A 13,688-nucleotide genomic window follows, 5' to 3' on the forward strand; every position below is an offset into this window, starting at 1 on the left:
TGGTACATTTTACATCAATATGTCATTAAAAGATATTCATACACAACTCACTTTTTTATTATCATTTATATGATAACATTTTCAGTTCTTGGGAACATTAATTTAATTATTAAGATTTCCTTACATCCCTCTAATTTTAGTTAAATAATTGAAAAAATCAGCTATCATATTGTAACTTTGAAACATAATAGTTGATATTATGCGTGGGATGATAAAGAATGATATTAATAGGTATTGTTAGCATATCTGTTGTTAGTGGTTTTACAATTATATAGTAAAATAGACCCATACGCTTATCGCATGGGTCACTACTAAAGGGAGTCAAAATTTACCTTCGAGGGTATAATATGGGGTATACTCATACTAATTAAGAGATGTCTAATTAATTATCGAAGGTACGCTTTTATTATAACTTATTCAAAATGATTTAAAACCATTTATAAAGAAAGTAAATGACATATTAATGACTAACTATTGTATAAAGTTTGAACAATTATAATGACTATTAATAATAGTTCTTAAAAGAAAAAAATTATAGAGGTGACTTGCATGAAACATTATTTAATCACTGGTGGTACCGGCATGGTAGGACACCATCTTGTGGATCGTATTTTACAACGTGAATCAGCACAAATCACCATTCTCACGCGTAGCGATAAAGTCAGTCAAAATAATCATATTACCTATGTTAACTGGTCTAAAGACGGGTGGGAGCAAGAAATTGGTCATATTGATGTTGTTATAAATTTAGCAGGCGCTACCTTAAATAAACGCTGGACTGATAGCTATAAACAACTCATTATGACTAGTCGTATCCAATCTACTCAAGCATTAGTGTCATTATTTGAACAGCGCTCAGATAAACCTGAAGTGTTATTTAATGCAAGTGCAATGGGTTATTATCCACCTGATATCAATCGTTCTTATACTGAGTTATATCAAACGTCACCTTTTGATTTTCTATCTGATGTTGTATATCAATGGGAACGTTTTGCCAAGAAATTTGAACAATTTGGAACGCGTGTGATTTTAGGAAGATTCAGCATGATTTTATCTGATGATGGTGGTGCACTACAAACGATGGAATTACCTTATAAATTTTTCGTTGGTGGAAAATTAGGCTCTGGATTCCAATGGTATTCATGGATTCATATTGATGACCTAGTACGTGCTATTCTTTTCACTATTGATGAACCAGATGCAGCAGGCCCATTTAATTTTGCAGCACCTATCGCCGAACGTCAAAATTTATTTGGCTATACTTTAGGACGCGCCATGCATCGACCACACGAAACATGGATGCCAGCATTCGTGTTACGTACTGTACTTGGTGAAATGTCAACCGTTGTATTAGATACACAAAAGGTGTTACCAAATAAACTCGAAGCGCTAGGTTTCCAATTTAGCTATCCTCATTTAAAATCAGCATTGGATGATTTAGTTCAATAAATATTTAAAAGGAAGCAGAACAAAATTCATTTTCAATTCAGTCACCTAATGTCAATATAGGCTGAACAAGCTGGGACATAAATCATAAAATATTAGCACAAAGATGGTTTGACATAAATCATCTTTGTGCTTCTTCTATATTCAATACTTCGTCATGTTGGTTCGCTTGTGTGGTCTTATTTTTACTTAATATATTAATAATGAAGAAGGCGATCTCTACTAAATTTCAATAGAAATCGCCTTCTTCTACTTGTCTGAGACATTGATGTCTCAAGCAATTTTTGCTCTGTTGAATTGTATATATTATTTGTCTTCTGGTTCCATGACTTCATCAATTAAGCCATACGCTTTCGCTTCTTCAGCAGTTAAGAAATTATCACGATCTGTATCTTTTTGAATTTGTTCAATAGATTGACCAGTACGTTCAGCTAAAATACGATTTAATTTTTCACGTGTTTTTAAAATATGGTTTGCTGCGATTTCAATTTCAGTTGCTTGACCTTGAGCACCGCCTAGTGGTTGGTGAATCATTACTTCAGCATTTGGTAATGCAAAACGTTTACCTTTAGCACCAGCAGCTAATAAGAATGACCCCATTGATGCTGCCATACCAATACAAATCGTTTGTACGTCTGGTTTGATATGTTGAATTGTATCATAAATTGCAAAACCAGCTGTTACACTTCCACCTGGTGAATTGATATATAAATAAATATCTTTTTCAGAATCTTGTGCTTGTAAAAACAATAATTGTGATACAATTGAATTCGCAACGTTATCATCAATTGCTGATCCTAACATGATAATACGGTCTTTTAATAAACGTGAATAGATGTCATAGGCACGTTCTCCACGGTTTGTTGTTTCAATTACTGTAGGAATTAAATTCATTCATATTGCCTCCTTATAATAACTAGTAATGTTAGTTTACCTTAAAAGTCAAAAATGGTCAAAAAAGACGATTTATTATTTTATCTTATTGACGTTTGGTTCTACATTTTGTAAACTAGATTCGCTCACTAAACTAGATTGTACTGTTAAACACGCAATGAGTACAGCGTTTTGATTATATTTTATTTACCCCTCGTAGTGTAATGGATAACACTTAAGATTCCGGTTCTTACAATAGAGGTTCGATTCCTCTCGAGGGGGCTACATATTAAAACACCCGATTGGTTTAATCAATCTCAAACCATTCGGGTGTTTTCTATGTGTTATATAAATCATGGTTAAATACTGTATGAAACTATTATAAATCGATTTTTTCTCCGCTTCTGATTTTATCTGCTAATTCATTTAATTTGCGTAATCGATGGTTAACACCAGATTTAGAAATGGCTCCTGTCGATAACATTTCACCTAATTCTTTTAATGAAATCTCTTGATGCTCAACACGTAGCTTAGCTATTTCACGTAAACGGTCTGGTAGATTATCTAATCCAATCTCTTTGTCGATAAGCCGAATGCTTTCAACTTGCTTCATTGCAGCACTTACAGTCTTATTTAAATTCGCCGTTTCACAATTTACCAAACGATTTACTGAATTTCTCATGTCGCGCACGATTCGTACATCTTCAAATTTTAATAAAGCCTGGTAACCACCAATAAGACTTAAGAAATCTGATATTTTTTCTGCTTCCTTCAGATAAGCAATACTTCCCTTTTTACGTTCTAAATGTTTCGCATTTAGCTCATAGTGGTTCATTAATTTTACTAAGCCTTCTGAATGATCTTCATACTGTGAAAATATTTCTAAATGGTATGAAGAGGTCTCGGGATTATTTACCGATCCCCCCGCTAAGAATGCGCCGCGTAAATAACTACGTCTCATTTCATCATCTTGAATAATTTCTTTATCAATATCATAGGTAAAGATCCCATTTTTCAATATTCCAAGAGCATCTAATATTTCTTTTGCCTGCACTTTTGTCCGACAAATATATATATTATTTTTCTTTAATTTCATCTTTTTACGTACTAAGATTTCTACCTCAACATCAAACACACGTTTAATTAATGAATAAATACGACGTGCTGTTGCTGCATTTTCAGTTTGCACATTAATGACGAATTGCTGATTAGAAAGACTAAGCGCACCGTTCATTCGAATCAATGCACTAAGTTCTGCTTTCGCATTTAAATCGTCAACTTCAATTCGTGTTAATTCATTTTTCATTTCAGAAGCAAAACTCATGTTACCTTCACCTTTCTAATCGCGTCATTGTCAACTACTAACAATCTAATCGTTAGATTTTGATTGATGCCGTGTTGGTTTAAATGGTATTGTACTTGTTAAATCTAGTGCTATATCATATATTAATTTGGCTAACACTTCGTTGTTGTGCCTTACCCGGTAATCTTTAGACACTTCGATTAAGTTGGAAGCTGTAATTACCTTTAATCCTTTAGCTGTTAACATGTCATAATGGGCTGCTACAGGTTCAGCATTCTGTTTCTTATAATGTGCTAGCACTGCTTCATCATATAATTGCGTGTTACATATCACATATTTGATAAAATCTTTACCTGCATGCTTATGTATCGCATTAATATGGTCTAACACATCATAACCATTGGTTTCACCTGGTTGCGTCATTACATTTGCTACATATAACTTTGGTGCGTCGGTATCAAATAGTGCTTTCTGGATGCCGTTGACACATAAATTTGATATGACGCTTGTATAGAGTGAACCTGGTCCTAGAACGATTAAATCGGCCTCTTTTATGGCTTGTACTGCTTCATCCATTGGTTTTACATCGCTTGGCTCTAAATAGACCCGTTCAATTTGTTTATTGCGTTTTGGTATGCTGGACTCACCAGAAACAATCTCTCCATCTTTAAAAACAGCATTTAATTTAACGCTCGTATTAGTTGATGGGATAACTTTACCTTTGATGTTTAATATTTTACTCAGTTCTTTTACTGCGTGACCAAAATCATTTTCTATATTTGTCAGTGCTGCCAATAATAAATTGCCTAACGAATGGCCACCAATTTGATTAGCTTCAAAGCGATATTGAAATAAATCTTGTATGATAGGTTCAGCGTCACTTAATGCTGCGATGACATTGCGAATATCTCCTGGTGCCGGAATATCCATTTCATTACGTATTACGCCTGTACTACCACCATCATCTGCCACCGTCACAATTGCAGTAATATCTATTGGATAGTTTCTAAGTCCTCTTGCTAATACGGATAGTCCTGTGCCACCACCGATAAGCACAATTTTTAGCTTTTTCATTTATTCACGCCACTTTCAATATGCGCATCTCTATGATGAACATATACATTATAGTCAAAAATTTCATCGAGCTTTTCTCCGATGCGTCGCGCAAGTGCTACAGAACGATGTTGACCGCCTGTACACCCGATTGCAATCACTAATTGAGATTTACCCTCTTTTTTATAACCTGGAATCATAAATTTTAATAAATCCATTAGTTTATCAAAGAAAATTTCAGTTTCTTTCCATTTCATAACATAATTATATACAGGTTCATCTTCACCAGTCATCGGTCTTAAGTCTTCAACATAGTACGGATTTGGCAAAAAACGTACATCAAATACTAAGTCGGCGTCTTTTTGAATGCCATGTTTAAATCCAAAGCTAGTAACATTGATACTAAATGATTTAAATGTTTCATCTTTAAAATACTTATTAACACGTGTTCTTAATTCTTTCGGTTTCATCGTTGTTGTGTCTACTATATAATTAGCAATTGTGCGTATTCTTGAAAGCAGTTGGCGTTCTTCTTCAATCGCATCAATTAACGATACTTCTCCTTTTACATTCAACGGATGGGCACGTCTTGATTCTTTATAGCGTGAAATAAGCTTTTCTGTACTCGCTTCTAAAAACATAACATCAACAATAACGTCATTGCGACTTTTTATGTTATCAATTTCTTGTACGAGTGAGGTGAATAGTTCTTTCCCACGTAAATCAATAGCTATGGCTACTTTATGCAATGAAGGGTTGCCTTGTTCCATAAGCTCTACAAATTTTGGCAATAATATTGGCGGCAAATTGTCCACACAAAAAAAGCCAATATCCTCCAAGCTTTGAATAACGAGTGATTTACCGGCCCCAGATAGACCAGTTACAACGAGTAATTCACTTTTACTTATTTCCCTTTCTGATTGAGTCATATCAGAATCACCACCATAACTTTTTATTCCAACTTATTTTTATATGCTTTAATCATAACGTATAGCTTAAACAAATGTAAGTATGTAAATAAAAGCCAGTACCATTTTAATCTAAATAGTACTGGCTTTATATCATACTGTGCACATGCTTAAATTTAAGCTTCTTTGTCTTTCAATTCTTCAATATAATCAATGGCACTTTGTGCGGCGATACTACCATCACCTGTTGCCGTAACAATTTGGCGTAAACCTTTATCGCGCACATCTCCAGCAGCATAGATGCCAGGAACCGCTGTACTCATGTCGTCCTTAGTTACAATATAGCCAGTTTCATTAGTAATACCTAAATCAAGGAATGGTGCAGTTAATGGTTTCATACCTATATAGATAAACACACCATCTGCATCTAATGTTTGTTCTGAACCATCTTTAGTTGATACGAGTGTCACTGAACCAACTTTTCCATCTTTATCGTTAATTGATTTCAACGTGTGACTCCAAATAAAGTTGACTTTATCATTTTTAAATGCACGATCTTGCAAGATTTTTTGTGCACGCAGTTCATCTCGTCGATGTACAATCGTTACTTTGTCTGCAAATTTCGTTAAGAAGGTTCCTTCCTCAACTGCTGAATCACCGCCGCCAATAACAAATAGATTTTTATTTTTAAAGAAGGCACCATCACATACAGCACAATAACTTACTCCACGGCCACCTAATTCTTGTTCACCAGGCACGCCTATTTTTTTATATTCTGCACCTGTAGCAATAATAACTGCACGTGCTGTCACTTCTTTATTACCAAGATGAATGACTTTATAGTCACCTTGATCTTCAATAGATTTAATATCCCCGTATTGATATTCAGCACCGAATTTCTTTGCATGTTCAAACATTTTAGTAGAAAGATCTGGGCCTGTAATCATTTCAAAGCCTGGAAAGTTTTCAACTTCTTCTGTATTTGCCATTTGGCCACCTGGCATACCACGTTCAATCATAACTGTACTTAAGTTCGCACGTGATGCATAAACCGCTGCTGTCATACCGGCTGGTCCAGCTCCGATAATAGCAACGTCATAATTTACTTCAGTCATTTTATATGCCTCCTCGTTTATCTTTACCATGCGCATTATAAACCATAATCATTACCGATAAAATTTATATGCTCAACAAGTATTTTACTGCTGAATCTAACTTATATTTTGTGACACCTAGCCAATCAAAGATTTCTCGTTTTGTCATTTTTAACGCTGTGTGGCGATAATAGAGATATACATGTGCAGCTAAATAGCGTTCCATTTCATTATAATCCACTTTACTTGCAATAAGTGCTTCTGCGGTATCAATCCAACTAATAGACAGTTCCATATCTTGTTGCAGTTGTTTATTTTTATATAATTCAACTAAGCCACGATGGATAAAATCTAATTTTGTTAGTTTCAGTCCTTGTATCAGATACGTTAAATATAATTTTTCATAATCTGTCATTTCTTCTAAAATGGCCCATATTTCTTCTGTCATAAATATTTCTTTACCATTTAATTGATTAAGTAAAAAGATACCGTATAGTCTATAATGATTATTATCATGAAGTAATAATGGCAGTACTTTCTGATTAAATTTTTCTTTACTATCCTCAAGCGTCCATGGAGGTGGACCGACTTCGTTTTTTGCCAAATGCTGGAGCTTTTTCCACATGGCTTCACTTTCGATTTCATTTCCTAGGTAATAATGGTTAAAGCTTAAAGCATTGTACATTTGAGGTGAGGGAAATTTACTTTTACGATAAAGTGGTAGTAATAACTTTTGAGACGCTTCATATTGCTTTAAATAACTAAGAATGATACCGAGTTTAAATCTCTCGTCATCGTTCATTGGTCTAATCTTTTTCATTACTTTCATATATTTATTAAACTTTTCTTTATTATTAGTAATATATAGCACCAATGTATAATGACATAATGCGTATACGTCAGAGGAATCTTCTTTTAACAAACGCTCACATATTCTTTTCGCTTGCTGATATTCTCGTAAATAGATGTGACATAGTACAAGAGAATTTTGAACAATGTGTTGTTTGCGCAGTGGGTGTTCTAAATGAGAAATATAATTTTTAGCATCTTCAAAGCGTTGTTGTGTCAGTAAATATTGAAATACGTATTGGAATGAAACTAGCATTACTTCCGTGTAAAATTTTTCTTCATCATCGTATTCTACCTGATGTACATCTTCAAAGATAGCTCTTATATCCATGTCCTTAGACATAGCAGCACTAGACATGGCAAAAATAAACCACTTATAATGATCTTTCAATTTGAAATAAACATTGCTAATATTGTTAAATGCCGAGCGAACATGTTCATTTTTAGCAACTAAATCAAAATTAATCGCAATTGCTTCTTTGTATCGTCCCAACTCTTTTAATGCAGTTGTATAATTGGTAATAACTTCAATATTATCTGACTCATGTTCCATTACTCGACTGTAATATTCAGCTGCCTGTTCCCAATCTTCATTTTCAAATTTTTCGTCTGCCATTTTAAGATAAAAATGATTATTAAATTTCACATGTATGACATTATCATCTTGTTGATTCACTGTTGGTCACCTCACTTCCTATGTATTTGAATTGGATTACCGCTAGCAAAACAACCATCTGGAATATCTTTCGATACAATTGAACCCGCAGCAATAATCACATGCTTACCAATATATACGCCTGGTAAAATCGTCACATTGGCACCTATCATCGTATGGTCTCCTATTATCACTTGACCTTGTCGATATTCATCAACAAGAATTTCATGAGTTAATATTGTAGTATTATACCCAATCACACAGTTATCACCAATGCTTATAAGTTCTGGATAAAATAAATCTGGTGTTACTTTATAAGCAATTGCAGTAGCTTGACCGATAGACATATTTAAAAAGCGTCGATAGACATATCGCTTCAATGGCATGCTAGGAATAAAACGACAAAATTCTATAATAACGGTTTGCTTCAACACTTTTGGAAAACGAATAAAACGATACATATGCCATAATGGATTAATGCCTGTACTACTACGTTTTTGTAATCGTCTCATCGCTTAACCTTCGCCGTCTGACTTGGCCAGGTAAGTGGACCTGCATCTTTATAAACTGGCGCTTTATATTTTAAACGTCGGTAGACAATAAAAGTTAAACCGACGAGTATCAAAATGATTGAAACAAGTTGTGCCACACGAATATGACTTGTCAACATTAAGCTATCGGTACGTAGGCCTTCAACAAAAAAGCGACCAATAGAATACCAAATTAAGTAACTAAAGAATGTTTCTCCAATTCGTAAATGCTTACGCAATGTTAAGAGTATGACGAAACCAGCAACATCCCAAATGGATTCATATAAAAATGTCGGATGATAATATGTACCTTCGATGTACATGTTATTGATAATAAACTCTGGAAGATGTAGTTGTTCTAAAAACGCACGTGATACAGGACCACCATGCGCTTCATGATTCATAAAGTTACCCCAACGACCAATACCTTGCGCTAAGATAATACTTGGCGCAACAATATCACCAATTTGAAATGGATGGAGGTTTCTTAGCTTACATATAATTATTCCAGTGATAAACCCACCGAGTAACCCACCGTGTATCGCTATACCACCGTGCCAAATTTTAGGTATCTCAGCTGGATTCTGTGCATAATACGGCCATTGAAAAATAACGAAATAAATTCGTGCTGCTAAAAAGCCAAATAATGCACAGTAAAAAATAATATCTACAAGTGTGTCTTTATGTAATCCTACATTGATTAAACTCTTTTGGGCGACAAAATAGCCCAGCAAAATGCCACAAGCAATAATAATCCCATACCATTTTATCGATAAAGGGCCTAATTCAATTGCTACTGGATTTATATAACTTACCATTAAATTCATACGTTAGTGCTCCTCATGATTATGTCCATTTTTTCTAATTTCTGCGTTCAAACGTTCGTTAAATTCCTCGGCAGTATTAATGCCCATGATATTTAAGCGATAATTCATGGCTGCAACTTCAATAATAACTGCCACGTTTCGTCCTGGTCGAACTGGAATTGTTTTCTTTGTGATTTCAGTATCTAGTATGCGTAATTTTTCTTCATGTAAGCCTACTCTATCGTAGAGTTTTTCTTTATTCCAATTTTCTAAATTAATATTTAGTCGGATTTGCTTTTCTGTCAAAATGGAACCTGCACCAAATAGAGTCATCACATTGATAACACCTAATCCACGAATCTCAAGTAAATGTTCGATAAGTTTTGGCGGTTTACCAATAAGTTCGTCTTTAGATATTTCTCTTATTTCAACGTTATCATCGGCTACTAGACGGTGTCCACGTTTGACTAATTCAAGTGCTGTTTCACTTTTCCCAATACCTGAATCTCCGGTGATCAATACACCTACGCCATAAACATCTACTAAAACGCCATGCAACGATGTAGAACGCGCAAGTTGATGTTCTAAAAAAGTTGTAAGTCTACTCATTAAACTTGTAGTCGCATCGCTAGAGACAATTAATGGTGTATTCATTTCAGTGGCAGCTTCAATCAATTCTTTAGGCGGCTCTAAACCTCTTGTCACTATAATAGCAGGCGTATCAGGTCGACATAATTTTCGCATACGACCTTGTCTTTCGTCATCTGGAAGTAAATTATAAAATGATAATTCTGTCGTACCTAATAACTGAATTCGGTCTGATGCATAGTGCGAAAAATAACCTGCCATCTCAAGCCCAGGTCGTGAAATATCCGTATTCTTAATTTGTTTATTTAGTCCTTTTTCCCCAACAAGCAATTCTAACTTTAATAGCTCAACTAACTTTTTTGTTGTAAGCATGGGTTCACCTCAAAACGTAACTTGAAATTGTTCACTTCTTATCATATCAAAAATATCACACCAAGTTATATAAAAGTTCATTCAAAATGGAATATTTATAATACGATACCGTAATATCATATTATTGTCGTTACACTGATATATTTCACAGCAACAAAAATAAATAACATCAATCAAAGTCACACTTAACTAAAGCTTTTAATCGGATATAATACGTGGCTGAAGATGATTGTTAGAAAAATAACCAGTAAATGAATTCATGAGAAAACTCATTTACTGGCTTCTATACAATACGTTGTACTATTGACGTCTTTCTTAAGCCTACCTTCAGCCTTATAGTCAAAAATACATATCAAACTAGTTCGATTGTTATTCTGCTTTATCACGTGCTAAGACATTTTTCAAATATTGTCCTGTATAGGATGCATCAACATTTGAAATTTCCTCTGGTGTTCCTGTGGCAACAATTGTACCGCCACCATCGCCACCTTCAGGACCTAAATCAATAATATGGTCTGCTGTCTTGATTACATCTAAATTGTGTTCAATGATGACTACCGTATCACCGTTTTCTACTAATCGATTTAAAACTTTAAGCAAACGTCGAATATCATCAACATGCAATCCTGTTGTTGGTTCATCTAATATATAAATCGAACGTCCCGTTGATCGTTTATGCAGTTCTGAAGCAAGTTTAACACGCTGTGCTTCACCACCAGATAACGTTGTAGCTTGTTGTCCAAGTGTAATATAACCTAAACCTACATCAACCAGTGTCTGCAATTTTCGATGAATTTTAGGTATATTTTCAAAGAAATGTGTCGCTTCTTCAACAGTCATGTCTAATACTTGCGCAATATTCTTCCCTTTATACGTCACTTCGAGCGTTTCTCGATTGTAGCGTTGTCCATCACAGACTTCACAAGGTACGTATACATCCGGTAAGAAATGCATTTCAATTTTGATAATGCCGTCACCTTTACATGCTTCGCAACGACCGCCTTTAACGTTAAAGCTAAAGCGTCCTTTTTGATAACCTCTTATTTTAGCTTCATTCGTTTGTGCAAAGACATTGCGTATATCATCAAATACACCCGTATAAGTCGCAGGATTTGATCGTGGTGTACGACCAATTGGCGATTGATCAATATCGATAATTTTATCTAACTGTTCCATACCGGTAATCTTGTCATAGTCACCTGGCTTAACTTTTGAATTGTTTATCGCTTGAGCTAACGCTTTGTATAATACTTCATTCACTAATGAACTTTTTCCGGAACCCGAAACGCCAGTGACAACATTCATTACTGACAATGGAATGTCTACATCCACATTTTTCAAATTGTTGCTTCTAGCACCTTTAATACTTAATTTACGTTCAGTAATCGCTCTTCGATGTTCAGGTACGTCAATGCGTTTTTGACCACTTAAGTATTGACCAGTAAGTGATTTCTTATCTTTCATAACCTTGTCTGGGGTACCACTCGAAACAATTTCTCCGCCATGATTTCCTGCACCAGGACCAACATCAACAAGATAATCCGCAGCACGCATCGTGTCGTCATCATGTTCGACAACAATAAGTGTATTGCCAAGGTCTCTCATTTCTTTCAATGTATGAATTAAACGATCATTGTCGCGCTGATGTAAACCAATAGATGGTTCATCAAGAACATACAATACACCTGTTAATCGTGAACCTATTTGCGTTGCTAAACGAATACGCTGTGCTTCTCCACCTGACAGAGAACCTGATGCTCGGTTTAATGTTAAATATTCTAGACCAACATTATTTAAAAATGATAATCGTGCAATAATTTCTTTTAAAATTTGATTAGCAATTGCTCTATCTTGTTCAGACAGCACTAAATTCTTAAAGTAATCTAAAGCTTTACCAATCGAATATTCGACAACTTCACCGATATTGTATTGACCCACATAAACAGATAGCGCTTCTTGACTTAGTCGTTTACCATGGCATGTTTCACATGGCAATTCAGTCATATATTTACTCATCATTTCACGTGTATATTCAGAAGGTGATTCATGAAAACGTCGACTAATATTAGGTAAGACACCCTCAAAAGTCATTTTTCTATGACGTGTGCCACCATTTCTACTAGAAAAAGAAAACTCAATTTCTTTGTCTCCAGAACCATTTAATAAAATATTTTGCTGTCTATCCGTTAACTTTTTAAATGGTTTATCCATATTGATTTTGTATACCTCACATACTCGGGCAAGTAATGTTGGGTAAAAATCTGAACTCGTAGGTTCCCATGGTTCAATGGCTCCTTCATTTAACGTCTTATTCTTATCTGGAATAACTAAATCTAAGTCAACCGTCAACCTTTGACCTAGACCGTCACATGTAGGACAAGCACCAAATGGACTATTGAAACTAAACATTCTTGGTTCCAATTCACCGATTGAAAAGCCACAAATAGGACATGCATGATTCTCAGAAAATTTAAGATCTTCACCATCAATAACATTGACTGTAATGTTTCCTTCTGCTAATTCTAAACCCGTTTCAATTGAATCAGCTAATCGTGTTTCAATACCTGGCTTCACAACTAAACGATCGACAACCACTTCAAGCGTATGATTTTTATTCTTATCTAGTGGTGGGACTTCATTAACATCGACGATATCACCATCCACTCTTAAGCGTACATATCCTTTCTTACCAATGCTTTCTATTAACTTTTCATGGCTCCCTTTTCTATGAGAAATCACAGGTGCCAAAATTTGAATTTTAGTACGTTCTTCAAGTTCTAATATACGATCAACCATTTGCTGAACAGTTTGGGACTCAATCTCTATACCATGATTGGGACAATAGGCTTTACCTACCCTAGCATAGAGTAAACGAATATAATCATATATTTCCGTTACTGTAGCCACTGTGGAACGTGGATTTTTACTTGTCGTCTTTTGATCGATAGATATTGCAGGAGATAAGCCTTCAATCGTATCAACATCAGGCTTATCCATCTGTCCTAAAAATTGCCGAGCATATGCACTTAATGACTCAACATAGCGACGTTGCCCTTCAGCATAAATGGTATCGAAGGCTAATGAAGATTTTCCAGATCCCGACAATCCAGTCATAACGATTAATTTATTTTTAGGCAGCTCAATATCGATATCCTTTAAATTATGCGCACGCGCCCCTTTAACTACTATACTTGGTCCTTTCATGTAACTG

General features: G+C 35.0%; 11 protein-coding genes. 1 reads left to right on the plus strand and 10 read right to left on the minus strand.

All coding sequences use genetic code 11. The features are described from left to right. Positions 1 to 549: 549 nt before the first annotated feature. Positions 550 to 1,449 carry a TIGR01777 family oxidoreductase gene (locus CD041_RS05580; protein WP_070647878.1) on the plus strand — a complete coding sequence of 300 codons (900 nt, stop codon included), beginning with the start codon at positions 550 to 552 and terminating at the stop codon, positions 1,447 to 1,449. Positions 1,450 to 1,752: 303 nt separating this feature from the next. Here CD041_RS05580 and clpP read toward each other — a convergent pair whose 3' ends face one another. The 10 genes from clpP to uvrA form a co-directional block, all read right to left on the minus strand. Beyond that, positions 1,753 to 2,340 (minus strand): ATP-dependent Clp endopeptidase proteolytic subunit ClpP, encoded by a 588-nt coding sequence (gene clpP / locus CD041_RS05585; RefSeq protein ID WP_002459699.1) that lies wholly within the window; start codon positions 2,338 to 2,340, stop codon positions 1,753 to 1,755. A gap of 358 nt (positions 2,341 to 2,698) precedes the next feature. Next, positions 2,699 to 3,643: a DNA-binding protein WhiA gene (gene whiA, locus CD041_RS05595; RefSeq protein ID WP_002459700.1), complete on the minus strand. Its 945-nt coding sequence runs from the start codon at positions 3,641 to 3,643 to the stop codon at positions 2,699 to 2,701. Positions 3,644 to 3,688: 45 nt separating this feature from the next. After that, positions 3,689 to 4,696: a gluconeogenesis morphogenetic factor MgfK gene (mgfK, locus tag CD041_RS05600; RefSeq protein WP_002459701.1), complete on the minus strand. Its 1,008-nt coding sequence runs from the start codon at positions 4,694 to 4,696 to the stop codon at positions 3,689 to 3,691. Next, positions 4,693 to 5,604 (minus strand): RNase adapter RapZ, encoded by a 912-nt coding sequence (rapZ, locus tag CD041_RS05605; protein ID WP_002459702.1) that lies wholly within the window; start codon positions 5,602 to 5,604, stop codon positions 4,693 to 4,695. Before rapZ ends, mgfK begins: the two co-directional genes overlap by 4 nt. A 155-nt stretch (positions 5,605 to 5,759) precedes the next feature. Beyond that, entirely contained in the window at positions 5,760 to 6,698 is a 939-nt protein-coding gene (trxB, locus tag CD041_RS05610) for a thioredoxin-disulfide reductase (RefSeq protein ID WP_002479331.1), read from the minus strand. Between the two features lie 64 nt (positions 6,699 to 6,762). After that, positions 6,763 to 8,202, minus strand: a complete 1,440-nt coding sequence (locus CD041_RS05615) for a tetratricopeptide repeat protein (RefSeq protein WP_002459704.1) — start codon at positions 8,200 to 8,202, stop codon at positions 6,763 to 6,765. An 11-nt stretch (positions 8,203 to 8,213) separates the two neighbouring features. Further along, positions 8,214 to 8,693, minus strand: coding sequence for an acyltransferase (locus CD041_RS05620; protein ID WP_070647877.1), 480 nt, complete (start codon positions 8,691 to 8,693; stop codon positions 8,214 to 8,216). Further along, positions 8,690 to 9,538: a prolipoprotein diacylglyceryl transferase gene (gene lgt, locus CD041_RS05625; RefSeq protein ID WP_002459706.1), complete on the minus strand. Its 849-nt coding sequence runs from the start codon at positions 9,536 to 9,538 to the stop codon at positions 8,690 to 8,692. Before lgt ends, CD041_RS05620 begins: the two co-directional genes overlap by 4 nt. 3 nt (positions 9,539 to 9,541) lie before the next feature. Further along, on the minus strand, positions 9,542 to 10,477 hold the full coding sequence (gene hprK / locus CD041_RS05630) for an HPr(Ser) kinase/phosphatase (protein WP_002459707.1): 936 nt from the start codon (positions 10,475 to 10,477) through the stop codon (positions 9,542 to 9,544). A gap of 369 nt (positions 10,478 to 10,846) precedes the next feature. Next, positions 10,847 to 13,681 (minus strand): excinuclease ABC subunit UvrA, encoded by a 2,835-nt coding sequence (uvrA, locus tag CD041_RS05635; protein WP_070544959.1) that lies wholly within the window; start codon positions 13,679 to 13,681, stop codon positions 10,847 to 10,849. Between the last annotated feature and the right edge of the window lie 7 nt (positions 13,682 to 13,688).

Origin of the sequence: Staphylococcus lugdunensis (assembly GCF_002901705.1) — a bacterium.
Classification (GTDB): domain Bacteria; phylum Bacillota; class Bacilli; order Staphylococcales; family Staphylococcaceae; genus Staphylococcus; species Staphylococcus lugdunensis.

Coding starts and splice junctions, on each gene's coding strand:
- clpP (WP_002459699.1), bottom strand. CDS start 2,340: ATGAATTTAATTCCTACAGTAATTGAAACAACAAACCGTGGAGAACGT.
- whiA (WP_002459700.1), bottom strand. CDS start 3,643: ATGAGTTTTGCTTCTGAAATGAAAAATGAATTAACACGAATTGAAGTT.
- CD041_RS05620 (WP_070647877.1), bottom strand. CDS start 8,693: ATGAGACGATTACAAAAACGTAGTAGTACAGGCATTAATCCATTATGG.
- lgt (WP_002459706.1), bottom strand. CDS start 9,538: ATGAATTTAATGGTAAGTTATATAAATCCAGTAGCAATTGAATTAGGC.
- hprK (WP_002459707.1), bottom strand. CDS start 10,477: ATGCTTACAACAAAAAAGTTAGTTGAGCTATTAAAGTTAGAATTGCTT.
- CD041_RS05580 (WP_070647878.1), top strand. CDS start 550: ATGAAACATTATTTAATCACTGGTGGTACCGGCATGGTAGGACACCAT.
- uvrA (WP_070544959.1), bottom strand. CDS start 13,681: ATGAAAGGACCAAGTATAGTAGTTAAAGGGGCGCGTGCGCATAATTTA.
- mgfK (WP_002459701.1), bottom strand. CDS start 4,696: ATGAAAAAGCTAAAAATTGTGCTTATCGGTGGTGGCACAGGACTATCC.
- rapZ (WP_002459702.1), bottom strand. CDS start 5,604: ATGACTCAATCAGAAAGGGAAATAAGTAAAAGTGAATTACTCGTTGTA.
- trxB (WP_002479331.1), bottom strand. CDS start 6,698: ATGACTGAAGTAAATTATGACGTTGCTATTATCGGAGCTGGACCAGCC.